Source organism: Vibrio gallicus (genome assembly GCF_024346875.1).
Lineage (GTDB): Bacteria > Pseudomonadota > Gammaproteobacteria > Enterobacterales > Vibrionaceae > Vibrio > Vibrio gallicus.
On sequence record NZ_AP024871.1, the window covers coordinates 595347 to 619176 of the forward strand.

At 44.4% G+C, this 23830-nt stretch carries 20 protein-coding genes and 15 tRNA genes; 8 read left to right on the forward strand and 27 right to left on the reverse strand.

What is annotated here, in order from left to right:
• Nucleotides 1–77: 77 nt before the first annotated feature.
• Nucleotides 78–2651, reverse strand: a complete 2574-nt coding sequence (gene leuS, locus OCU28_RS02830) for a leucine--tRNA ligase (RefSeq protein ID WP_261816852.1) — start codon at nucleotides 2649–2651, stop codon at nucleotides 78–80.
• Between the two features lie 127 nt (nucleotides 2652–2778).
• Between leuS and OCU28_RS02835 the strand changes: the two genes are divergently transcribed.
• Nucleotides 2779–3249, forward strand: coding sequence for a zinc ribbon-containing protein (locus tag OCU28_RS02835; protein WP_261816853.1), 471 nt, complete (start codon nucleotides 2779–2781; stop codon nucleotides 3247–3249).
• A 128-nt stretch (nucleotides 3250–3377) separates the two neighbouring features.
• On the opposite strand, the gene lnt is transcribed toward OCU28_RS02835, so the two are convergent.
• The 5 genes from lnt to miaB all read right to left on the reverse strand — a co-directional run bounded on the left by lnt (nucleotide 3378) and on the right by miaB (nucleotide 9027).
• Nucleotides 3378–4910, reverse strand: coding sequence for an apolipoprotein N-acyltransferase (lnt, locus tag OCU28_RS02840; RefSeq protein WP_261816854.1), 1533 nt, complete (start codon nucleotides 4908–4910; stop codon nucleotides 3378–3380).
• Between the two features lie 13 nt (nucleotides 4911–4923).
• On the reverse strand, nucleotides 4924–5820 hold the full coding sequence (gene corC, locus OCU28_RS02845) for a CNNM family magnesium/cobalt transport protein CorC (RefSeq protein WP_261816855.1): 897 nt from the start codon (nucleotides 5818–5820) through the stop codon (nucleotides 4924–4926).
• A gap of 56 nt (nucleotides 5821–5876) precedes the next feature.
• Entirely contained in the window at nucleotides 5877–6341 is a 465-nt protein-coding gene (gene ybeY / locus OCU28_RS02850; RefSeq protein WP_261816856.1) for an rRNA maturation RNase YbeY, read from the reverse strand.
• Nucleotides 6342–7448, reverse strand: a complete 1107-nt coding sequence (locus tag OCU28_RS02855; protein ID WP_261816857.1) for a PhoH family protein — start codon at nucleotides 7446–7448, stop codon at nucleotides 6342–6344.
• Nucleotides 7449–7602: 154 nt separating this feature from the next.
• The gene (gene miaB, locus OCU28_RS02860; RefSeq protein WP_261816858.1) at nucleotides 7603–9027 is read right to left on the reverse strand and encodes a tRNA (N6-isopentenyl adenosine(37)-C2)-methylthiotransferase MiaB; all 1425 of its coding nucleotides are present in this window, start codon (nucleotides 9025–9027) and stop codon (nucleotides 7603–7605) included.
• A gap of 218 nt (nucleotides 9028–9245) precedes the next feature.
• Here miaB and OCU28_RS02865 point away from each other — a divergent pair, with 218 nt between their 5' ends.
• Entirely contained in the window at nucleotides 9246–10403 is a 1158-nt protein-coding gene (locus OCU28_RS02865; protein ID WP_261816859.1) for an FAD-dependent oxidoreductase, read from the forward strand.
• Nucleotides 10404–10461: 58 nt separating this feature from the next.
• Here OCU28_RS02865 and OCU28_RS02870 read toward each other — a convergent pair whose 3' ends face one another.
• The 21 genes from OCU28_RS02870 to lolB form a co-directional block, all read right to left on the reverse strand.
• Nucleotides 10462–11490: a lactonase family protein gene (locus OCU28_RS02870; RefSeq protein WP_261816860.1), complete on the reverse strand. Its 1029-nt coding sequence runs from the start codon at nucleotides 11488–11490 to the stop codon at nucleotides 10462–10464.
• 165 nt (nucleotides 11491–11655) lie between these two features.
• Nucleotides 11656–11740: transfer RNA gene (locus OCU28_RS02875), tRNA-Leu, on the reverse strand.
• A gap of 52 nt (nucleotides 11741–11792) precedes the next feature.
• A tRNA-Met gene (locus OCU28_RS02880) sits at nucleotides 11793–11869 on the reverse strand.
• Nucleotides 11870–11882: 13 nt separating this feature from the next.
• Nucleotides 11883–11967: transfer RNA gene (locus tag OCU28_RS02885), tRNA-Leu, on the reverse strand.
• An 81-nt stretch (nucleotides 11968–12048) separates the two neighbouring features.
• Nucleotides 12049–12123, reverse strand: a tRNA-Gln gene (locus OCU28_RS02890).
• A gap of 34 nt (nucleotides 12124–12157) precedes the next feature.
• Nucleotides 12158–12242, reverse strand: a tRNA-Leu gene (locus OCU28_RS02895).
• An 81-nt stretch (nucleotides 12243–12323) separates the two neighbouring features.
• Nucleotides 12324–12398 (reverse strand) — tRNA-Gln (locus OCU28_RS02900).
• 34 nt (nucleotides 12399–12432) lie between these two features.
• Nucleotides 12433–12517, reverse strand: a tRNA-Leu gene (locus OCU28_RS02905).
• Between the two features lie 81 nt (nucleotides 12518–12598).
• A tRNA-Gln gene (locus OCU28_RS02910) sits at nucleotides 12599–12673 on the reverse strand.
• A 34-nt stretch (nucleotides 12674–12707) separates the two neighbouring features.
• A tRNA-Leu gene (locus tag OCU28_RS02915) sits at nucleotides 12708–12792 on the reverse strand.
• A gap of 81 nt (nucleotides 12793–12873) precedes the next feature.
• Nucleotides 12874–12948: transfer RNA gene (locus tag OCU28_RS02920), tRNA-Gln, on the reverse strand.
• A 34-nt stretch (nucleotides 12949–12982) separates the two neighbouring features.
• A tRNA-Leu gene (locus OCU28_RS02925) sits at nucleotides 12983–13067 on the reverse strand.
• Between the two features lie 52 nt (nucleotides 13068–13119).
• A tRNA-Met gene (locus tag OCU28_RS02930) sits at nucleotides 13120–13196 on the reverse strand.
• An 80-nt stretch (nucleotides 13197–13276) separates the two neighbouring features.
• A tRNA-Gln gene (locus OCU28_RS02935) sits at nucleotides 13277–13351 on the reverse strand.
• A gap of 34 nt (nucleotides 13352–13385) precedes the next feature.
• Nucleotides 13386–13470 (reverse strand) — tRNA-Leu (locus OCU28_RS02940).
• Nucleotides 13471–13523: 53 nt separating this feature from the next.
• Nucleotides 13524–13600: transfer RNA gene (locus OCU28_RS02945), tRNA-Met, on the reverse strand.
• Between the two features lie 421 nt (nucleotides 13601–14021).
• A complete protein-coding gene (gene ychF / locus OCU28_RS02950; RefSeq protein WP_261816861.1) occupies nucleotides 14022–15113 on the reverse strand; it encodes a redox-regulated ATPase YchF in 1092 nt (363 codons plus the stop codon).
• A 10-nt stretch (nucleotides 15114–15123) separates the two neighbouring features.
• The gene (gene pth, locus OCU28_RS02955) at nucleotides 15124–15714 is read right to left on the reverse strand and encodes an aminoacyl-tRNA hydrolase (RefSeq protein ID WP_261816862.1); all 591 of its coding nucleotides are present in this window, start codon (nucleotides 15712–15714) and stop codon (nucleotides 15124–15126) included.
• A gap of 121 nt (nucleotides 15715–15835) precedes the next feature.
• A complete protein-coding gene (locus OCU28_RS02960) occupies nucleotides 15836–16780 on the reverse strand; it encodes a ribose-phosphate pyrophosphokinase (protein WP_261816863.1) in 945 nt (314 codons plus the stop codon).
• Nucleotides 16781–16806: 26 nt separating this feature from the next.
• Nucleotides 16807–17676: a 4-(cytidine 5'-diphospho)-2-C-methyl-D-erythritol kinase gene (ispE, locus tag OCU28_RS02965; protein WP_261816864.1), complete on the reverse strand. Its 870-nt coding sequence runs from the start codon at nucleotides 17674–17676 to the stop codon at nucleotides 16807–16809.
• Nucleotides 17666–18301 carry a lipoprotein insertase outer membrane protein LolB gene (lolB, locus tag OCU28_RS02970; protein WP_261816865.1) on the reverse strand — a complete coding sequence of 212 codons (636 nt, stop codon included), beginning with the start codon at nucleotides 18299–18301 and terminating at the stop codon, nucleotides 17666–17668. The genes ispE and lolB overlap by 11 nt, the downstream gene beginning before the upstream one ends.
• A 130-nt stretch (nucleotides 18302–18431) precedes the next feature.
• Here lolB and hemA point away from each other — a divergent pair, with 130 nt between their 5' ends.
• The 6 genes from hemA to kdsA are packed head-to-tail and all read left to right on the forward strand — an operon-like array spanning nucleotide 18432 to nucleotide 23723.
• Nucleotides 18432–19688, forward strand: a complete 1257-nt coding sequence (hemA, locus tag OCU28_RS02975; protein WP_261816866.1) for a glutamyl-tRNA reductase — start codon at nucleotides 18432–18434, stop codon at nucleotides 19686–19688.
• A 15-nt stretch (nucleotides 19689–19703) separates the two neighbouring features.
• Nucleotides 19704–20792, forward strand: coding sequence for a peptide chain release factor 1 (gene prfA, locus OCU28_RS02980; protein ID WP_261816867.1), 1089 nt, complete (start codon nucleotides 19704–19706; stop codon nucleotides 20790–20792).
• Entirely contained in the window at nucleotides 20792–21649 is an 858-nt protein-coding gene (gene prmC, locus OCU28_RS02985; protein ID WP_261816868.1) for a peptide chain release factor N(5)-glutamine methyltransferase, read from the forward strand. Before prfA ends, prmC begins: the two co-directional genes overlap by 1 nt.
• 1 nt (nucleotide 21650) lies before the next feature.
• A complete protein-coding gene (locus OCU28_RS02990) occupies nucleotides 21651–22034 on the forward strand; it encodes a SirB2 family protein (protein ID WP_261816869.1) in 384 nt (127 codons plus the stop codon).
• Nucleotides 22035–22037: 3 nt separating this feature from the next.
• The gene (locus OCU28_RS02995) at nucleotides 22038–22847 is read left to right on the forward strand and encodes a SirB1 family protein (protein ID WP_261816870.1); all 810 of its coding nucleotides are present in this window, start codon (nucleotides 22038–22040) and stop codon (nucleotides 22845–22847) included.
• Nucleotides 22848–22871: 24 nt separating this feature from the next.
• A complete protein-coding gene (gene kdsA, locus OCU28_RS03000; RefSeq protein WP_261816871.1) occupies nucleotides 22872–23723 on the forward strand; it encodes a 3-deoxy-8-phosphooctulonate synthase in 852 nt (283 codons plus the stop codon).
• Nucleotides 23724–23830 lie beyond the last annotated feature (107 nt).

The following is a 23830-nucleotide window of genomic DNA, read 5'->3' on the forward strand; positions in this document are numbered from 1 at the left end:
ATTATGGCACTCTTGAATGCCCTAATAAAAAGCGAAACAGAGGATGACGCCGCGCGCCATCCTCAAATTAGCTTAGATTAGTTTGCTACAATATTCAGCAGCTTACCAGGTACATAGATAACCTTACGGATAGTCTTACCTTCGGTAAATTTCACAACATGTTCATTGCTAAGGCCAAGTTCTTCAACCTGCTCTTTGCTCACATCCGCAGCAACAGTCAGTTTTGCACGAAGCTTACCATTAACTTGAACTACGATGAGTTTCTCGTCTTCTACCAATGCTTTTTCATCGAAGCTTGGCCACTGAGCGTGATCAATATCTTCTAAGCCCATAGCGCTCCACATCTCAAAACAGATGTGTGGAGTAATAGGGTACAGCATAACTACAACCGCTTTCACAGCTTCATCTAAAATAGCGCGGTCTTGTTCAGTTTCCTGCGGTGCTTTAGCGAGCTTGTTCATCAGTTCCATTATCGCTGCAATGGCAGTGTTAAAGGTTTGACGACGAGCGATATCATCCGATACTTTAGCAATAGTTTTGTGCACGTCACGACGCAGCGCTTTTTGATTTCCAGAAAGGGTCGCAGCGTCAACAGCAACACAAGCCCCTTTTGCAGAATGATCTTGTACCAGTTTCCATACACGTTTTAGGAAGCGGTTTGCACCTTCAACGCCAGATTCTTGCCACTCTAGAGTCATATCCGCAGGTGATGCGAACATCATGAATAGACGAACGGTGTCGGCACCGTATTTGTCTACCATCTCTTGCGGGTCAATACCGTTGTTCTTCGACTTAGACATCTTAATCATGCCTGAGTGCTCAACCGTGCGTTGCTGTGAATCTGTGGCAGAGATTATTGCGCCTTTACCATCACGTTCAATCTTAACCTCAGTTGGGGTGATCCACTCTTTGGTGCCTTTTTCATTAGTGTGGTAGAAGGCGTCAGCCAATACCATACCTTGACAAAGTAATTGCTTGAACGGTTCGTCAGACGTTACATAACCCGCATCACGTAGTAATTTGTGGAAGAAACGTGAGTATAATAGGTGCATACATGCGTGTTCGATACCGCCAACATATTGGTCTACAGGTAGCCAATAGTTTGCTTTTTCTGGATCTAGGATATCGTCTGCTTGCGGTGAGCAGTAGCGTGCATAGTACCAAGAAGACTCCATAAAGGTGTCAAAGGTATCGGTTTCACGCAGAGCAGGTTCGCCATTAAAGGTGGTTTCAGCCCAAGACTTATCTGCCTTGATAGGGCTCGTTACGCCATCCATTACCACATCTTCAGGAAGAATCACTGGCAGTTGGTCAGCTGGAACTGGGTGAACTTCACCGTCTTCAGTGGTCACCATTGGGATTGGTGCGCCCCAGTAACGTTGACGAGATACACCCCAGTCGCGTAGACGGAAGTTTACTGTCTTCTTGCCTTTGCCTTCAGATTCGAGCTTAGCTGCAATGGCATCAAACGCTTGCTGGAATGCAAGACCGTCGAATTCACCTGAATCAAATAGCACACCTTTCTCAGTGTAAGCCGCTTCAGATACGTCTAGCTGTGAGCCGTCTTCAGGCTTGATCACAGGAATGATATCAATGCCGTATTTAGTTGCGAACTCATAGTCACGTTGGTCGTGCGCAGGTACAGCCATTACCGCACCAGTGCCGTAATCCATTAGTACAAAGTTAGCGACATAGACTGGTACTTCACGACCGTTTAATGGATGAATAGCAGTAAGGCCGGTAGCCATACCTTTTTTCTCCATTGTCGCTAATTCTGCTTCTGCTACTTTAGTGTTCTTGCACTCTTCGATGAAGGCTGCAAGCTCTGGATTATTTTGCGCCGCAATCGTTGCCAGAGGGTGACCTGCTGCAATACCTACATAAGTCACACCCATTAGGGTATCAGGGCGAGTGGTGTATACCTCAAGATCTGACTGACCATTAACTTCGAACTTAAGCTCGACGCCTTCTGAGCGACCGATCCAGTTACGTTGCATGGTTTTAACCATTTCTGGCCAACCATCTAGATTATCAAGGTCGTCTAGAAGCTCTTGAGCGTATTCAGTGATCTTAATAAACCACTGTGGGATCTCTTTTTGTTCTACTGGAGTATCACAGCGCCAGCAGCAACCGTCTTCTACCTGCTCATTGGCAAGTACAGTCATGTCGTTTGGACACCAGTTTACCGATGAGGTCTTCTTGTAAACTAGGCCTTTCTCATAAAGCTTAGTGAAGAACTCTTGTTCCCAGCGATAATATTCTGGTGTACAGGTTGCAAATTCACGGTTCCAATCATAGCCAAAGCCCAGCAGCTTAAGCTGGTTCTTCATATACTCGATATTTTCATAGGTCCAAGGCGCTGGTGCAGTCTTATTCTTAACTGCAGCATTTTCAGCTGGTAGGCCAAACGCATCCCAACCAATCGGTTGCATTACGTTCTTGCCTTGCAAACGCTGGAAGCGAGAAATAACGTCACCAATGGTGTAGTTGCGTACGTGCCCCATATGCAGTCGGCCACTAGGGTACGGAAACATAGATAAACAGTAGAATTTTTCTTTATTTGGGTCTTCACTTACAACAAAGGTTTTATTGTTGTCCCAATGCTGTTGAACTTTTTGTTCAATATCTTGCGGGTTGTATTGTTCTTGCATCGACGCTATCCATTTTCTTGGAAACTGTGAGAATGATTAAATCAGTTCACTTTAGATCAGCATAGAATACCTAAAGGAGTGAAAAGCAACAACTATAAACCGACTTTATTCATAGGTAGGAGGGAATATGCCAAAACGTCAATCAGGATACGAAGAGCTACTGTCCAATGTGGTGGATACTTTAAAACAGAGTCCAGAAGAGATAAATAATGTTATCGCCACCTCAGAAGAAGTGGTCCAAGCCGCTAATGACATGACTAAGGATGAAATTGCTCTGGTTTCAGCGTATGTAAAATCAGATCTGCAGGAGTTTGCTAGCTCATTTGAAAAGAGCAAATCAGGCCCATTTTATACCATGATCTCAAATACGATCTGGCAATCTTTACTGGATATTACCGATCGCTCAAAAGTGGAATGGGTTGAGTTTTTTCAAGACCTTGAGCACCAAGGCGTTTATAAGGCTGGTGAGATTATAGGGCTCGGTAGCTTGGTGTGTGAAAAGTGTGGGCATAAGACGCTTTATAATCACGCAACTGAAATCGTGCCTTGCTCGGCTTGTGGTCACGATGAATTTACACGCCAGTCATTAAAGCCTTAAGCTTACTTTGCCCAGTGGTGCTTCATACTATGGGCTATGGGCTATGGGCTATGGGCTATCGGCTATCGGCTGATGTTTAACGCCTGAGTATGATGATTAATCATACTCAGGCACGAATTAACCGTGCGTTATGCAGAGGCTTTTTTTAATCTTACTCGTATTCGATAGGCACAAAATACGGCGATTATAAGGGCGACAAACCACTTCAACGGAGCATTTCCGAGTATAACAAACGGAGTTTTACCATTGGTCGGTATCACCTCTGTTTTCAGCACATCTTCAACAAACTGTGGCAGCTGGGCGATGACTTTTCCTTGATAATCAGTGATAGCTGTTACGCCATTATTGGTTGAGCGAATAACGGGCATCCCAAACTCTAGCGCACGCATACGTGCGATTTCCATATGTTGTAATGGACCTATAGAGTGACCAAACCATGCGTCATTTGATAAGGTCAAAATGTAATCGGTATTGTCGGTTACATTATCACGTAGCTGCTGGTTAAATATGATTTCGTAGCATAGCGCTACAACCATATGCGCACCATTAGCCACAATATTATCCTGAATATAGGCACCACGGTCGAACGATGACATAGGTAAATTAAAGAAAGGTGCAAGAGGTCGCAACCACTTTTCTAGCGGTACAAACTCACCAAAAGGCAGTAAGTGATGTTTTTGATAGCGGTGCTGCGTTGCATAATTGTATGCGCCATGCGGATTGACACCTAACGTGGTTACACTATTGAAAAAATGGCCATCTTTTTGAGTAAGAACACCGGTAATAACCGCCGAGTCGTTATCACGCGCTTGGAGATCAACCGTCTGCATGAACTTCGGCACCTCGCTCTCAAATGCGGGGATAGCGGCCTCTGGCCAGATAATAATATCCGCATCCCAGTTGTCCCGAGTATGGTCCATATATTTAAGTAGGGTTGGCCAACGATGGTTTGGTAACCACTTTAGCTCTTGCTGTACGTTACCTTGCACTAGAGCGAAGGTTTGAGCTCGACTTTTATCTGGGGTTACCCAAGTGGCTAGGTGCGTTAGCCAACCAATGGCAAATAGTGCGAGCGGCAGTATCGAAAAATGCCATTTTTTATGACGGATAAGGTAAGCACTACTACTCGCGATGCCAATAATAAAGGCTGTAATAAGGTCAACACCACCAATGGGAGCTAAATGAGCAAGAGGGCCGTCTATTTGGCTATAACCTAGTAGTAACCATGGGAACCCGCTTAATGCCCAACCTCTTAACCAGTCACAGATAAGCCATAGTGCTGGCACTAGAATAGACGCGACTAGTAGATTTTGGTGTGCCTTCAGTTTGCTGCTTAAAGCGGCAAATAACAAGGAATAAAGGGATAGGTAGCCGACCAACAACGTCATCAAAATGAGGCTTGCTATTTTAGGCATTCCGCCAAAGGTATCTATGCTGACATGTACCCAACTGATGCCAGTTGCAAACAGTCCTAATCCCCAGCAATACCCAATAAAGGCTGATCTTTTTGTGGATTGATTCTGTAGCAATATAATTAACAGCAGTGGGCTAATAATCGCAAACGGCCACATTGAAAATGGGGCGAAGGAAAGGGTGGTGCTTGCGCCAACAAAAGCGGCCGCAAGCGGCCGCGTTAGGCGATGAGTCATCAATGAATTCATCTTATAGTTTCTATTATTCACTCACATCTGTGACGGATACGGACTCTGGAACCGTAACTTGTAGTTGTACGATACGGCGATTATCTGCTGAGGCTACCTTGAAGCTATAACCCTTGATGCTGATTATTTCTCCTCGACTAGGGAGGTGACCAAGGTTAGTCATAACTAAGCCGCCAACCGTATCTACCTCATCATCGCTAAAGTTGCTACCAAAGGTATCATTGAACTCTTCAATCGTCGCTAAGGCTTTAACGGCAAAGGTATGCTTGCTGAGCTGACGGATCTCTAGCTCTTCTTCATCATCAAACTCATCTTCAATCTCACCAACGATCTCTTCGAGGATATCTTCGATAGTGATAAGCCCTGAGACACCTCCGAATTCATCCACTACGATCGCCATGTGATAACGCTCTTCACGGAATTCTTTAAGTAAGCGATCTACTCGCTTGCTTTCCGGAACAACAACCGCAGGACGGATAACTTCGCTAATTTTAAACTCTGGGCTACTTGAGCCTAGATAACGAATGAGATCCTTAGCCAGTAGAATGCCTTCTACGTGGTCTTTGTCTTCGCTAATCACAGGATAGCGGGAGTGCTGCGCATCATTGATTAGGTTTATAAGAGAATCTAGATCGTAATTACTTTCCACCGTTACCATATGGGAGCGTGGGATCATAATATCGCGAACGCGTTGTTCTGCTATTTCCATAACACCTTCGAGCATATCTCGTGTGTCATGGTCGATTAGATCATTTTCTTCAGAATCTCTGATCACTTCTACCAAATCTTGACGGTCTTTAGGGTCTACCTGAAAGATATGTATCAAGCGTTCGAAGAAGGACTTTCTACTCGGACCTTCAGATTTTTCTTTTGAATTCTCTTTCGAGGATGAATTGTCTTCGCTGTTCATTGCTTCTCAACAGTTAGCGCTACCAAATGTGTGGTAGCTCACGGGAGTAACGAAGGTTACTCTTTTTCTGCAATATATGGGTCTTCAAAGCCCATACCTTGCATTATTTCAGTTTCAAGGCTTTCCATTTCTTCAGCCTCATCATCTTCAATATGATCGTAGCCTAAAAGATGGAGCGAGCCATGAACGACCATATGTGCCCAATGGGCAATCAATGGTTTTTGTTGCTCTTTTGCTTCATCTTCAACCACTTGCTTACAAATGACAAGGTCTCCAAGTAAATTTATTTCCATTCCCGGTGGGGCTTCAAATGGAAATGATAATACATTGGTCGGCTTGTCTTTTCCTCGATAGTCGAGGTTAAGTTGATGACTTTCTTGTTGGTCAACAATACGGATAGTGAGTTCCGCATCAGGTTGAAAAAGAGGAATAGTTTTCTCTAACCAGCCCTGAAAATCTTGTTCGCTCGGAAGTTGTTCGCCAGTTTCGGTTGCTAGTTGTAAGTCAAGATAGATAGCCATTTATTTGCTCACTAATTGAGATTGAAGTTGAGTTTGAATCGCAGCTTGAGCGACTAGTTTCTCTTCGCGTTCTTCACGTTCTTTGCGAAGGCGCTTCTCAAGTGCTTTTTTCTCTTTCTGGTCTTCAAGCTCCCACTTTTCATAGGCGTTGACCACGCGTGCGACCACTGGGTGGCGAACAACATCATCAGAGATAAAGAAGTTAAAGCTGATGTCATCTACCTCTGATAGCACCTCTATAGCATGACGCAAACCAGATTTAGCCCCACGAGGCAGGTCAATCTGGGTGACATCACCTGTAATGACTGCTCGGGAATTGAAGCCGATACGAGTCAGGAACATCTTCATCTGTTCAATAGTGGTGTTCTGGCTTTCATCGAGAATAATAAAGGCATCATTAAGTGTTCGACCGCGCATGTAAGCAAGAGGGGCAACCTCTATTACGTTACGCTCTATGAGCTTTTCTACGCGCTCAAAGCCAAGCATTTCAAATAGTGCATCATAAAGGGGTCTTAGGTACGGATCGACTTTTTGACTTAGATCCCCAGGTAAGAACCCGAGTTTTTCACCCGCTTCTACTGCTGGGCGAGTTAACAGAATACGGCGAATCTCTTGTCGCTCAAGTGCGTCAACGGCAGCGGCAACGGCCAAATAGGTTTTACCTGTACCTGCAGGCCCTATGCCATAGGTAATATCATGGGTAACCATGTTAACCAAATAATCGGCTTGGTTTGGGGTGCGGGGTTTGATGACCCCTTTTTTGGTCTTAATAAAGACCTCTTTACCATGGGAAAATTCAGTCTCTGCTGCTTGTTCTAAAACGCCACTCTCTTTTATTTCGAGATGAATTTGGTCGGGCTCTATATCGGGAATATTGCCACGAATAGGCGCTGTTTGAACGTAAATGCGTTTTAAAATATCGAGTGCTGCAGAAGCGGTATGTGGTTGCCCAACAATGGAGAAAAAGTTACCACGGTAGTTGATTTCTACCCCAAGGCGACGCTCTAAGTGTTTGATATTGTCGTCGAATGGCCCGCACAGACTGGAAAGGCGGTGATTATCTGCCGGCTCTAGATCTATCTCTAGCGTGATTATTTTAGTGCTCAATGGTGCCTCGCATCGTTATTAGTAAACAAGCTCTTAGGCTTAAACCTAACATAAACAGTCCCTTAAAGGGAATTTAGGGCCTGCTGATATTTCGATGATACGATTCATGCGAAATCTCAACAGACCCTAATTATAGTCTGAATTATGTTGCAATTTAAGGTGTAAAGGTGACTACACCGAGTTCATCTTCTTTGCGTGTTTTCGCCATCATCTCAGATGGTGAAGTACTAATACGCAATCCCATCTCAGCTTCGGTACGAATCAATTCGCCGCGCAGTGAGTTAGAGAATACGTCAGTGATTTTTACATCGACAAATTGACCAATTAAGTCTGCGCTACCGATAAAGTTAACTACACGGTTATTCTCAGTACGGCCACGAAGCTCCATAAGGTCTTTCTTCGATGGGCCTTCAACTAGAATTCGTTGGGTTGTTTCTAGCATTTGACGTGAGAAGCGCATCGCTTGTGAGTTTACTTGCTGCTGTAACTCATACAGACGTTCTTTCTTAGTTTGCTCTGGCGTATCACAAGGATAATCAGCCGCTGGCGTTCCTGGGCGAGGTGAGAATACAAAACTAAAGCTCATGTCAAAATCAACATCACGAATCAGTTTCATTGTATCTTGGAAGTCTTGGTCTGATTCACCAGGGAAGCCGACAATGAAATCAGAGCTGATATTAATATCAGGGCGCGCTTTACGCAGTTTACGAATAATTGATTTATATTCGATTGCAGTATGAGGGCGCTTCATCATAGTTAGAACTCGGTCCGAACCACTTTGCACAGGCAAATGTAGGAAACTAACCAATTCAGGGGTGTCTTCATAGACAGCAATGATATCGTCGGTAAACTCAAGTGGGTGGCTGGTGGTAAAGCGAATACGGTCAATGCCATCGATAGAGGCAACTAAACGCAGTAGCTCTGCAAACGAGCAGATATCACCATCGTAGGTGAGGCCACGGTATGCGTTTACGTTTTGGCCTAGAAGGTTAACCTCACGTACACCTTGCTCTGCAAGTTGAGCTATCTCATACAACACGTCATCCATCGGGCGACTTACTTCTTCACCGCGGGTATAAGGGACAACACAGTAGGTGCAGTATTTAGAACAGCCTTCCATGATAGAAACAAAAGCAGTTGCGCCTTCAGCTCGTGGTTCTGGAAGGTTATCGAATTTCTCAATTTCAGGGAATGAGATATCCATTACCGGCGCATCGTTGCTTTGTGATCTTTTGATCATCTCTGGCAAACGGTGCAGGGTTTGTGGACCAAAGATAACGTCCACATAAGGTGCACGTTGGCGAATATGGTCACCTTCTTGGGTTGCTACGCAACCGCCTACACCAATAACCAAGCCTGGTTTTTTGTCTTTTAGGGTCTTCCAACGACCAAGCTGGTGGAATACTTTCTCTTGTGCTTTCTCACGAATAGAGCAGGTATTCAGTAGCAGTACATCAGCCTCTTTTGGCTCTTCTGTCAGCTCATATCCATTGGCGGCATTAAGCAGGTCTGCCATCTTTGATGAATCGTATTCGTTCATCTGGCAACCCCAGGTTTTGATCAGAAGTTTTTTAGTCATTACGTCTACACTCGTGTTTTATTCATATCACAATCGAATGAGCTGATTGCTCAGTATTTCACCAATGCCTAGCATGGCAAGCCGCGTATTGTACTCTCAAATTAAAGCTATGACTAGGGGGCAACTAGGCGGGATAAATGCGTGTTAAAGCAGGCATTGATAAACCATTTTAAGTACAATCAGTTATATGATGATGTAAAGGGTTTAAAAGTCGAAAAATGACAGTAGATCGATTTGATATAGCCGTGATTGGCGGTGGCATGATTGGAGCGGCGACAGCTCTTGGGCTTGCAAAACAAGGCAAGACGGTGGCTGTAGTTGAAGGAGTTGAACCTAAGGCTTTCAGTGCAGATCAAGAGATGGATATACGCATCTCAGCGATATCCCGAGCTTCCGTTGAGCTACTAACGTCGCTGCAAGTATGGACTGATATTGAATCAATGCGCATACACCCATATTCGGTACTAGAAACTTGGGAGTTAGAAGGGTTCAATACCCGCTTTGATGCCAAAGACCTTAAACTGGATAATATGGGGTATATGGTTGAAAACCGAATACTTCAACTAGGACTATGGAAGCAGTTACAACAGCACTCTAATATTAGGCTGTTTTGTCCAGACCGAATCCAATCCCTGATTCAGAGTGAAAATAAAGCTCAGATAAATTTAGATTCAGGTATCTCACTGGAATGTCATCTACTAGTTGGTGCGGATGGTGCAAACTCAAAGGTGCGTCAATTGAGTCAGATTGGGGTAACCGCATGGGATTACAGACAGCATTGTATGTTAATCAATGTTGAAACCGATAGTAGTGAACAGGACACCACATGGCAGTGGTTTACACCACATGGCCCACGCTCTTTTTTACCCCTCGGCAATGGTCAAGCGTGTCTGGTATGGTATGACTCTCCACAAGCAATCCAAGCACTCTCCCAATTAGATGAAGCTCAATTGCAGGCTAAAATCATACGCTCATTTCCAAAGCGAGTAGGGCAGGTAAAGGTTCTAAAATCAGCCTCATTTCCCTTAAAGCGTCGTCATGCACAAACCTATTACAAGTCAAATGTGGTATTAGTCGGTGATGCTGCGCACACGATAAACCCTCTTGCTGGACAAGGCGTTAATCTAGGCTTTAAGGATGTAGCGGGTCTGCTTAAGGTTTTAGATACCAATACGATATCTCAGACACAACTGGCGGAGTATCAGAAACAGAGGGTAGCGGATAACTTGATTATGCAAGGGGCCATGGATGCCTTCTATCTCGGATTTGGTAACGATATATTGCCGCTAAAAATGGCGCGTAATATTGGTCTTAAACTGGCTAATAATGCCGGTGCTATAAAACAACAAGCGCTAAAATACGCATTGGGACTGTGAGATAATTGTCGGTAAATTTAATGAAAAGGCTCACCTCGGTGGGCCTTTTTCATACTTGTTATACCTCACAAACACACACAGGTTCACCTATCTGTACCTGATGGCCACTGAATGTTAGCTTGCCAGTCTCGGGGTCACGTTTGAAACTAGTAAGATTATTGGTGTGCTGATTTGCCGCAACTACCCAGTTACCGTTATCGACCAAAGTAAAATCACGCGGAAACTCCCCATGCGTTGGGTAGGACTCGATAAACCTAATATGTCCGGTTCCTGATTCTACCTCAAATAAGCTTATCTTAGATTGAGCCCGAGATGAGGTATAGATATAGCGTCCATCTGTTGAGAGTTTAATTGCCGCGCCTGCCTCACCGCTTTGAGTATTTGGTAGCAGGTCTATCTGCTGCACTTGAATCCACTCGCCATCGATTCGTTTGCCAACCACTATCTGTTCGGTTAACTCACACAATACATATATCATCGACTCACTTTGATTGAAGACGATATGCCTAGGGCCTGAACCTGCTGGCAAAATAAGTTGTCCAACCGGCTTAAACGTAACCTCATCAGCCTTAGGTGAAATACTAAAGAAACGAATAAGGTCACAGCCCAGATCAACCGTTGCAAGCTGGTTGCAAGTATTAAGAAATACACTTTGATGGGCATGGGGTGACTCTTGACGGGGGTGAGTGCTGCTTCCACTAAACTGCAGGGTAGTGAGCTTATGGCTGATATCGCCATCTTGAGCGAGTCTAAAGATATCGATTCCACCAGAGGTATATTGAGACGTCACGATTAAACCAAGTTTATTAGATTTTGCAATATGGCATGGATGGTCGCCTTTAATCCCAGCTTGCTCAGTCGTCGCTGAACCACTGTAGGCAATAAATGGAGCCTGATCCTCTATGACCTCTGATATAGCGTAGTAGCCCAATTTATCGCTGATAACAAAAGAAGGGTTATTGATTGCCATCTCTAGCGTCGGTGAACTGAAAGCTCCGCTAATGGTGTTGAAATTGACACTTTGTACGCCTTGGCTAAGAGAGTTGGTTGATGTGTAACAACCAACAAGTAGAGTTATACCGTTCATATGATTATCTTATTATCAGAGAGAAAGGGTATTATCTAATAGTTTTAAGGCAAGGTTAGCTCAAAGATCATGATGGATGCATCAAATATAGAATGAAGGTAGGACAAGAAACCGCAATTTTCTTTAGATAATAAAAAACCACCGCGAGGGTGGTTTTCTAAATGATGGTGCGGAAGGAGAGACTTGAACTCTCACACCTTGCGGCGCCAGAACCTAAATCTGGTGCGTCTACCAATTCCGCCACTTCCGCATCAATTTTGTAGTCATTATCGGTGATTGGTGAACCAATAAGACGTTGTATATGGTGGCTACTGCGGGATTTGAACCTGCGACCCCATCATTATGAGTGATGTGCTCTAACCAGCTGAGCTAAGTAGCCACTTTTTAAATAATGGTGCGGAAGGAGAGACTTGAACTCTCACACCTTGCGGCGCCAGAACCTAAATCTGGTGCGTCTACCAATTCCGCCACTTCCGCATCAATTTTGTAGTCTTAGTCGATGATTGGTGAATCAACTAGACGTTGTGAGCTCTTTTATAAGAGCGACCACTTAAATAGTGGCTGGGCTACCTGGATTCGAACCAGGGAATGCTGGCATCAAAAGCCAGTGCCTTACCGCTTGGCGATAGCCCAACAGAGACAGTTCTAATGAACATATCTTAAATAATGGTGCGGAAGGAGAGACTTGAACTCTCACACCTTGCGGCGCCAGAACCTAAATCTGGTGCGTCTACCAATTCCGCCACTTCCGCATCAATTTTGTAGTCTTAGTCGATGATTGGTGAATCAACTAGACGTTGTGAGCTCTTTTATAAGAGCGACCACTTAAATAGTGGCTGGGCTACCTGGATTCGAACCAGGGAATGCTGGCATCAAAAGCCAGTGCCTTACCGCTTGGCGATAGCCCAACAGAGACAGTTCTAATGAACATATCTTAAATAATGGTGCGGAAGGAGAGACTTGAACTCTCACACCTTGCGGCGCCAGAACCTAAATCTGGTGCGTCTACCAATTCCGCCACTTCCGCATCAATTTTGTAGTCTTAGTCGATGATTGGTGAATCAACTAGACGTTGTGAGCTCTTTTATAAGAGCGACCACTTAAATAGTGGCTGGGCTACCTGGATTCGAACCAGGGAATGCTGGCATCAAAAGCCAGTGCCTTACCGCTTGGCGATAGCCCAACAGAGACAGTTCTAATGAACATATCTTAAATAATGGTGCGGAAGGAGAGACTTGAACTCTCACACCTTGCGGCGCCAGAACCTAAATCTGGTGCGTCTACCAATTCCGCCACTTCCGCATCAATTTTGTAGTCTTAGTCGATGATTGGTGAATCAACTAGACGTTGTGAGCTCTTTTATAAGAGCGACCACTTAAATAGTGGCTGGGCTACCTGGATTCGAACCAGGGAATGCTGGCATCAAAAGCCAGTGCCTTACCGCTTGGCGATAGCCCAACAGAGACAGTTCTAATGAACATATCTTAAATAATGGTGCGGAAGGAGAGACTTGAACTCTCACACCTTGCGGCGCCAGAACCTAAATCTGGTGCGTCTACCAATTCCGCCACTTCCGCATCAATTTTGTAGTCATTACCGGTGATTGGTGAACCAATAAGACGTTGTATATGGTGGCTACTGCGGGATTTGAACCTGCGACCCCATCATTATGAGTGATGTGCTCTAACCAGCTGAGCTAAGTAGCCACTTTAATTTTGAGCGAGTGAGAATAAACTAATCTCGCTTTATTTCCAATGCTTTTTTATAAAAAACATGAAATAAAATATGGCTGGGCTACCTGGATTCGAACCAGGGAATGCTGGCATCAAAAGCCAGTGCCTTACCGCTTGGCGATAGCCCAACAGAAAAGGTTCTATGAACTCATTTCTAAATAATGGTGCGGAAGGAGAGACTTGAACTCTCACACCTTGCGGCGCCAGAACCTAAATCTGGTGCGTCTACCAATTCCGCCACTTCCGCAACTTATTCTGTAGTCTTGCTGATGATTGGTATAATCAACATGACATTGTATATGGTGGCTACTGCGGGATTTGAACCTGCGACCCCATCATTATGAGTGATGTGCTCTAACCAGCTGAGCTAAGTAGCCATTATTACCTGTTTCGAACCCTGCAATGCAGTGTCGAGAACGGAGCGCATTATGCGTATATCATAAGAAACCGTCAACAACTTTTTAAAAGATTTTGTCTGTTACAGTGTGTTCGAACTATTTTTAAACAAAGCGCCCTATTTTTATTCAAAAAAGCATTGAGAATTAAACACAAACAAGCAACAGAAATTGTATTACTCACGACTATGCCTAGAACATAATGGGTTATGCCAATCGGCGAGTTCGCTAGTAAAAAAGCACAAAAAAAGACCGCCGAAGCGATCTTTTCCATACGAGTCTAAAAAATATTTAAGGCGAGTAGCTATAGCTTTACTTAAGGGAGTATGTGCGAAGCGTACATGTGTACCTGCGCACCATCGACGTATAAGTAGCGTTATAAAGCCCGCATTAATAGTATTTCTTATACGTTAAAGCGGAAATGTATAACATCGCCATCTTTTACGATGTAATCTTTGCCTTCTAGACGCCATTTACCGGCATCTTTAGCGCCGCTTTCACCCTTATACTCGATGAATGCATCGTAACCAACAACTTCTGCGCGAATGAAGCCTTTCTCGAAATCGGTATGAATCTTACCTGCAGACTGTGGTGCAGTCGCTCCAATAGGGATAGTCCAAGCACGTACTTCTTTAACACCGGCTGTGAAGTAGGTTTGCAGGGTTAGCAGGTCATAGCCTGAACGAATTACGCGATTAAGGCCTGGTTCCTCAATGCCCATATCAGCTAGGAATTCTTCACGATCTTCATCATCAAGCTCAGCAAGCTCTGATTCGATAGCCGCGCAAACCGGTACAACTACGTTGTTTTCTTTTTCTGCGAATTCACGTACCGCATCTAAGAATGGGTTATTTTCAAAACCATCTTCGTTTACATTTGCAATGTACATGGTTGGTTTTAGAGTCAAGAAGTTCAAGTAGCCAATTGCATTTAGCTCTTCTTTGCTCATTTCAATGGTGCGTGCCATGCCACCTTCAGTTAGTACTGGTAGCATTTTTTCTAAGACAGCTAGTTCAAATTTAGCGTCTTGGTCGCCGCCTTTGGCTTTTTTAGCATTACGGTGGATCGCTCTCTCACAGCTATCAAGGTCAGCCATTGCTAGCTCAAGGTTAATCACCTCGATATCTTCAATTGGAGAAACCTTGCCCGCAACGTGAACAATATTGTCATTTTCAAAACAACGAACAACGTGACCGATAGCATCAGTTTCACGGATGTTCGCTAGAAATTTATTACCTAAACCTTCACCACGAGAAGCACCGGCAACTAGGCCTGCAATATCTACAAACTCCATAGTAGTAGGTAAAATTCTCTCAGGATTAACGATTTCAGCTAGAGCATCTAGGCGAAGATCTGGCACAGGAACGATGCCTGTGTTCGGTTCAATAGTGCAGAAAGGGAAGTTTGCTGCTTCGATACCTGCTTTAGTCAGTGCGTTAAATAGGGTGGATTTACCAACGTTTGGTAAACCAACAATGCCACATTTGAAACCCATGATAGAAACCTTATTCTGCTTTGAATGTGTGTAAGCGGTTTTGTGCCTTTGCTAGGCCATCCTTAATTAAGATGTCTAGGCTGCGAACAGATTCATCGACGACTGCATCGAGACATTCTTGTTCTTTTGCTGGGGCTTTGCCCAACACATAACCAGAAACTTTATCTTTGTGCCCCGGATGGCCGATGCCAATCCGAAGACGATAGAAATCTTTATTGTTACCCAGTTTACTAATAGTGTCACGTAGGCCATTGTGTCCACCATGACCGCCGCCTTTCTTGAATTTAGCTACTCCAGGCGGTAGGTCAAGTTCATCATGTGCCAGCATTATCTCTTCCGGCTTAATTTGATAGAACTTGGCGAGAGCGGAAACCGCTTTGCCGGATAGATTCATGAAGGTCGTTGGTATCAGTAATCGCAGATCCTTACCATCGAGCTGAATACGTCCAGTGTAACCGAAAAACTTGGATTCATTCTTCAGGGTAACATTATGTATTCTGGCTAACTCTTCAACTACCCACGCCCCAGCATTGTGGCGTGTTCTTGCATATTCTGGACCGGGGTTGGCCAAACCGACCAGCAATTTTATTTGTTGAGTCAAGGTAGGATCTCTTCAGAAATTAAAAAAGCGCCGTATGATAGCATAAAATTTATCTAGCGCGACAAAACAAAAAGCACCCCACAAGGAGGTGCTTCTAAACAATGAACTTGAATCAGAGTGATTAGCTGAACATTGCTGAGATAGATTCTTCGTTGCTGATGCGACGAATTGCTTCTGCTAGCATGCGAGACAGGCTAAGTGTGCATACTTTGCCGGTCGCTTCGATTTCTTCGCTAAGCGAGATAGAATCAGTAACGATAATTTTATCAAGTACCGAGTTCTTGATGTTTTCTGTGGCATTACCAGAGAATACCGCGTGAGTTGCGTAGGCAAATACGCGTTTAGCGCCGCGCTCTTTTAGAGCTTCAGCTGCTTTACACAGAGTACCACCGGTATCAATCATGTCGTCAACGATAACGCAGTCACGGCCTTCAACATCACCGATAAGGTTCATAACCTCAGAAACGTTAGCGCGTGGACGGCGTTTGTCTACGATAGCAATATCAATATCACCGAGTGCTTTAGCTGTAGCGCGAGCACGAACAACGCCACCTAGGTCAGGAGATACCACTACAGGGTTTTCTAAACCACGTTGTGCCATGTCATCAAGAAGAACAGGTGTTCCAAAAATGTTGTCTACCGGCACATCGAAGAAACCTTGGATTTGTTCAGCGTGTAGGTCGATAGTTAGAACGCGGTCAACACCTACGTTTGAAAGGAAATCTGCCACAACTTTAGCTGTGATTGGCACACGAGAAGAACGTACGCGACGGTCTTGGCGAGCATAACCAAAGTAAGGGATTACAGCAGTAATACGGCCAGCTGAAGCTCGGCGCATCGCATCAATCATTACTACCAATTCCATTAGGTTGTCATTGGTAGGAGCACATGTAGATTGGATGATGAAAACATCGCTACCACGCACGTTCTCATTGATCTGTACAGCGACTTCGCCATCAGAAAAACGGCTTACAGTAGCATCACCTAAAGATATATATAGGCGGTCGGCAATGCGTTGTGCTAGTTCAGGTGTTGCGTTACCAGCAAATAGCTTCATATCAGGCACGGTGGAAACCTCAAAGTTGCGTCCAGTTAAAAAGATTTGGCATTAGCGGTAATTTCCGCTAATTTTTGATGCAAAGGTGATTGGTTATGCCCTTTAGCAACAAATGCCGTGGTATTTACAGGGAGTTTTCTCAATATGGCTTCGGCTTCAGCTTGAGAATCAAACTCAGCGAAAACACAGGAACCCGTCCCCGTTAATCTCGACGGCGCGTATTGTAACAGCCATGAAAGTTGCTTATCAACCTCTGGGTACAGTAAACGCACTATTTTTTCGCAATCGTTTTCGTAATCCGTTTTTTGAAGCCTTTCCCAGTCTCGTTTGGGGGTATTTCGGATTAATTTCGGATGAGTAAAAATATCGACAGTTGCAATGCTGACATCTGGGCGAATAACCAAATACCACCTCTGTTTTGGTTCAACAGGGGTTAGTTTTTCACCTACACCTTCAGCAAAAGCTGCGAATCCTTGAACAAATACTGGTACATCTGCTCCCAACTGCAAGCCTATATCAGCTAATTTTTTTAGGGGAAGTTTTAGATCCCACAGATGATTTAGTGCAATTAGTGTGGTTGCCGCGTTGGAAGAACCGCCACCAATACCGCCACCCATGGGTAGGATTTTATTGATATTAATATTGGCACCGAGTTTACAGCTTGCAGCTTGTTGCAATGCTCGGGCAGCTTTCCAAATCAGATTATCTTGAGTGGCAACTCCCTTGAGCTCAGGCAAGACAGTAATCAACCCTGAATGATTGGCACTAAATGACATTTCGTCGCCATAATCAAGGAATTGAAATAGGGTTTGTAACTCGTGATAACCGTTGGCTTGTCTACCAGTAATATAAAGGAATAGGTTTAATTTAGCCGGAGAAGGCAAATAGAGGGTTTCATTGCGCATTGCCGACACTCCACTTATTGATCTGAATGTTGAGTTTTATATGCCCTTGCTGGAGTGACATCTTGTGCGGCAAAACATAATCAGATTGCTCTGTGTAAGCCTTATAAAGCAGCTGCCAAGTTTGTCCGCCGCGGGTTTGAGAAAGTGAATCGAGGGTGCCAGTATCGGAAACCTGCATTTTGTCTGCCGCTGTGGGTTGGCCTTTTAGCCAGTCTTGCATATACACAATTGGCAGTCGCATACCGGTAAGCTGATAAAACAGTAAATCCGCATCTTTATCAAAATAGCGTTTACCATTCATATCCACCAAAGTTGCACCTTGTGGCGTAATATCGAGTGTTAAAACCGTTTTTCCAAGAAAGGTGGTGAGTTGTAACTGACTTTCTGTGGGAGAGTGCTTCCAGATGAAACTTAGGCTTTGTCGCTGCGTTGGGTCGATATATCCCAGTTTTCCCGATATTAGATAGTTATCTAATTGGGCAAGTTGTTGTTGATGGGCTTGATATTCAACACTATGGACTGGGAGTTGTGATGTGGTTTCACATCCGAACATAAATAGTGCAAGTAGCAAAACCAAAATTTTGGTGATGCTAACAGGGATAAAACGGTGCACAGCAATATTCATAAGGGCGATTCTTTGCTACAAATGAGACTGGGATTCAAGGTTTGTTTTAATGATAACGTAATCGCCCTTTTATTGCTGTAGTGGTTCAAGTAAAATTGCGCTTTTGTTTCAGGCTGTAATTCTATAAACCATGTCGCTATTGACCATCGGAATCAATCACAACACTGCATCTGTCGATTTGCGAGAGAAAGTTGCCTTTTCTCCCGACAAAATGACGGATGCTATGCAGCAGCTGCAAGATATGTCAGAGGTTAATGGCAGTGTGATCTTATCTACCTGTAATCGTACTGAGCTTTATATAGACAGTGAGATTACAAGTAGTACCAATATCATTGACTGGTTAATCGATTTTCACCAAGTTGAAGGAAACGACCTGAAGCCAAGCCTGTATAGCTATGAGGGTGAAGAGGCAGTTCAGCATTTAATGCGCGTCTCTTGTGGGCTGGACTCATTGGTTTTAGGTGAACCACAGATCTTGGGACAGGTTAAGCAGGCTTATTCAGATGCCAAAGACCAAGGTAGCGTACAAGGTGAGTTCGATAAGCTGTTTCAAAAGGTCTTTTCTGTAGCCAAGCGGGTACGTACTGAAACTGAAATCGGTGGCAATGCCGTTTCCGTGGCTTACGCAGCCTGTACGCTGGCAAAACATATCTTTGAATCTTTGCGTAAATCTAAGGTGCTACTTGTGGGTGCGGGTGAAACTATCGAATTGGTAGCCAAGCATTTATCCGATAATGGATGCACTCAAATCACAGTTGCGAACCGCACCCGAGAGCGTGCGATGGGGTTAGCGTCTCAATTTGATGCAAGTGTGATTAATCTAAGTGAAATCCCTGAAGCCCTAGTGGATGTAGACATAGTGATCAGTTCCACTGCTAGCCAACTGCCTATTATCGGTAAGGGAATGGTAGAGAGCGCACTCAAGAATCGACGACATCGTCCTATTTTGTTTGTTGATATTGCCGTACCGCGAGATATAGAGGCTGAGGTATCAGAGTTAAGAGATGCTTATCTTTATTCAGTTGATGATTTACAATCCATCATCGACCAAAATATTGAGCAGCGCCGGGCTGAAGCTGTAAGGGCAGAAAAGATAATCTCAAGCGAAAGTAGTGAGTTTCAATCCTGGCTTCGTTCTCGGCATGCAGTCGAAAGTATTCAAGATTATCGTCGCAGTGCTGAGCACACACGAGAAGAGTTACTACAAAAAAGCCTACAAGCACTTGCTGCCGGTGGTGATCCGCAAGCGCTATTAATTGAGTTAAGTAATAAGCTCACCAACAAGTTAATACATGCGCCAACTCAGGCTTTAAAACAAGCCGCACAGCAAGATCAAATGAATGAGTTAGCGACATTACGTAAAGGCCTAGGCCTTAAAGATTTATAAGTTAATAAGAAGATTATGAAAGCATCGATATTAGTTAAATTGGAAACGCTAGTTGAGCGTTATGAAGAAGTTCAGTATTTGCTTGGAGACCCTGAAATTATCGGTGACCAAAACAAATTTAGGGCTTTGTCTAAAGAATACTCTCAACTTGAAGAAGTAACTCAGTGCTTCCAAGCCTATCAGCAAGCTCAAGAAGATCTAGAGGCTGCTTTAGAAATGGCCAATGAAGATGATCCTGAAATGAAGGAAATGGCACAAGAAGAGATCAAAGATGCCAAGGCTGCTATCGATAAGCTAACGGATGACCTGCAGATCTTGCTACTGCCTAAAGACCCTAATGATGAACGCAACTGCTTCTTAGAAATTCGTGCGGGAGCTGGGGGTGATGAAGCCGGTATTTTTGCTGGCAACCTATTCCGTATGTATTCGAAGTTTGCTGAGAAAAAGGGTTGGCGTGTCGAGATGATGAGCAGCAATGTCTCTGAGCAAGGTGGCTATAAAGAGGTCATCGCTAAGGTCTCAGGCGACAGTGTGTATGGCGTCATGAAGTTTGAATCTGGAGGCCATCGTGTGCAACGTGTGCCGGAAACTGAATCACAAGGTCGTGTGCATACATCGGCGTGTACGGTTGCAATTATGCCTGAGATCCCTGAGGCAGACTTACCAGAGATTAAAGCCAGCGATCTCAAAATTGACACCTTCCGTGCATCTGGCGCGGGTGGTCAGCACGTTAACACCACCGATTCTGCTATTCGTATTACTCACTTACCAACCGGTACGGTTGTTGAGTGTCAAGATGAACGTTCACAGCATAAAAACAAAGCGAAAGCGATGTCTGTACTAGCGGCTCGTATTATTCAAGCGGAAGAAGCAAGACGTGCGGCTGCGGTATCTGATACCCGTCGTAACTTACTTGGTTCTGGTGACCGTAGTGACCGTATTCGTACCTATAACTATCCTCAAGGGCGAGTTTCTGATCACCGTATTAACCTGACTTTATACCGTCTTAACGAGGTTTTAGAAGGGGATATGAACGCTCTGATTGACCCTGTTATCCAAGAACACCAAGCAGACCAGCTTGCAGCCCTTGCTGATAACGGCTAATGAACAGTTTACCAAATATAGAGCAAGCTCAATTGCGAGCATTTGAGCGCTTTAAAGCCGCGGGTATTAGCTCGGCTGGTATCGATGCTCAAGTGCTGCTTTGTCATGCAATCGAGCAGTCTCGCACCTATTTGTTTACCTGGTCTGATAAATTGCTCACTGAGGCACAAAGTGAAGCCTATGAGCTGGCTATCTCGCGCAGAGAAAAAGGTGAGCCGGTTGCCTATATCGTAGGAACTCGCGAGTTTTGGTCTCTTCCACTCAAGGTGTCACCGCACACCTTGATCCCTCGTCCCGATACCGAACGCTTGGTTGAATTGGCATTGGAAAAAATGGGAGATCAGCCAGGAACAGGGCTTGATCTTGGTACGGGAACAGGTGCAATCGCTTTGGCATTGGCAAGTGAGCGTAAAGATTTTCAGATGCTGGGGGTTGATTTGCAGCCTCAAGCTCAGGCGCTAGCTACTGAAAACGCGCAGGCGTTGAATATAACCAATGCCAGCTTCTTACAAGGTAGCTGGTTTGATCCAATCGCAGATGGTGACAAGTTTGACATTATCGTCTCTAACCCGCCTTATATTGATGAGCAAGATCCGCACCTTGCGCAAGGCGATGTGCGCTTTGAACCGGACTCCGCACTTATCGCCAAAGAAAATGGGTTAGCTGATCTGCGTTATATTGCTGAGCATGGGCGAACATATCTCAATGAAGGTGCTTGGCTGCTGATGGAGCACGGTTATGATCAAGGGCAAGCTACTCGTGACATACTGCTTGGTCTCGGTTTTCAGCAGGTTACGACAGAGCAAGACTACGCAGGCATCGACCGCGTGACACTCGGACAATATAAAGGATTATAAGATGTACCTCATATTGAAAAATATCCATTTAATGACCATTGCCTTAAGTGCAGGTCTATTTATCACTCAATATATCTTGATGGTTAGGGAATCTTCCCTTGCTCAACTCAAGTTTATGAAGATTGCACCGCATGCCGTTAATGGATTACTTATCCTATCTGGCGGACTATTGTTGCTGGTCACCGGTTGGGTACCATTTACCCCTGGTGCAGAATGGTTAACCCACAAATTTACATGTTTGCTTGCTTATATTGCGCTTGGTGTATTTGCTTTGCGTATGGGGAAAAACCCATTATTAAGAGGCTTTGCTTTTTTAGGGGCTCTTGGCTGGCTGGTTATGGCAGCAAAAATTGCGATAACCAAAGCACCGATGTTAGCGGGGTAATATATGTCAGATCTGTGGTCTGAGGATCTTGATAAATTGGAATTGGTAGAGGGTGCTCTTCTGCTAAATTCACAGATTGATTCTGAATTTAATCTTACTTGGGTTGAAATGCAGCTTGAGAAACTACTTAGTGAAGCTGAGTTAGCGCTCTCGAAAGAGGTCGATGAAAGAGCACGCTTTGATGCTTTTTTGCGCCTTTTTTATCAAGAGTGGGGCTTTAAAGGCGATTACGAGAGCTATTTCTCTTCAGAAAATGCATTTATTGATAAGGTTATCGAACGTCGCAAGGGCATCCCTGTTAGTCTCGGTGCCTTACTTCTGTTCTTTGGTCGTAAACTGGGCTTTCGCATACAGGGGATTAGCTTCCCGACTCAGTTTGTTATTTCGATCAGTTGGGATGCACAACAAATCTCCTATATCAATCCATTCAATGGCGAGTATGTGGCGAAATCAGTGCTACACGCTTGGTTGAAGGGACAAGACGGGCAATGGGCGCAACTAAAGCCTGAGCACTTGAATATAGCGGATAACTCCGTGTTAATCGGTCGTTGGCTAGGCGTGCTTAAAAACGCCTTTATGCGTGAAGAGCGTTATACTCAAGCCTTAGCATGTACAGATCTTGCGCTGTCGCTAGTGCCTGATGATCCGTATGAGATCCGTGATAGAGGATTTATATACCAGCACTTACAGTGCCTACAGGTTGCTCGTCAGGACTTTGAGTATTTTCTTGAAAAATGCCCACAAGACCCAACAGCCGATTTATTAAAATTACAATTAAGAGCGCTACAAGAAGTCCCTACGGTTCTTCATTAGTAGCCCTGCATTAGAGAGAAGAAGATGGAATCTAAAATAGTAAGAGTTGGTGATATTGAGGTTGCTAACGATAAGCCATTTACACTATTTGCTGGCATGAATGTGCTTGAGTCTCGTGACCTTGCTATGCAGGTGTGTGAGCACTATGTAAAGGTTACTGAGAAATTAGGTATCCCTTATGTATTTAAAGCCTCTTTCGATAAAGCAAACCGCAGTTCTATTCATTCGTATCGTGGTCCAGGCCTTGAACAAGGTATGAAGATCTTCGAAGAGCTAAAAGCTACCTTTGGTGTGAAGATCATCACCGATGTACATACTGAAGAGCAGGCGCAGCCAGTATCTGAGGTAGTGGATGTGATTCAGCTTCCTGCTTTCCTTGCCCGCCAAACGGACCTTGTTGAGACAATGGCGAAGACTGGCGCGGTCATTAATGTCAAGAAACCTCAATTTATGAGCCCAAATCAAGTGGGTAATATCGTAGATAAATTCGCAGAATGCGGTAACGATAAAATCATCTTGTGTGAGCGAGGCTCTTGCCTAGGTTATGACAACCTAGTTGTAGATATGCTTGGTTTTGGGGTGATGAAGAAAGCCTCCAATGGTAGCCCAATTATCTTTGACGTAACCCACTCCTTGCAGATGCGCGATCCTTCTGGTGCTGCATCGGGCGGTCGTCGTGAGCAGACGGTTGAGCTGGCAAAAGCAGGTCTTGCAACCGGTATTGCAGGTCTATTTATTGAAGCGCATCCAAACCCTGATAAGGCACTTTGTGATGGCCCATCGGCACTGCCTTTAGATAAGCTAGAGCCATTCTTGGCGCAAATGAAGGCGTTAGATGATCTGATCAAAGGATTCAAAACTATTGATATTGGTTAGAATAGTTTTGTGACGTTACTTTTAAAAAAAGGGCTTGCCATTGGCAAGCCCTTTTTTTTGTTGTTATACCCAAAGGTAGTTATGAATCATTTCGCCTATGACAAGTG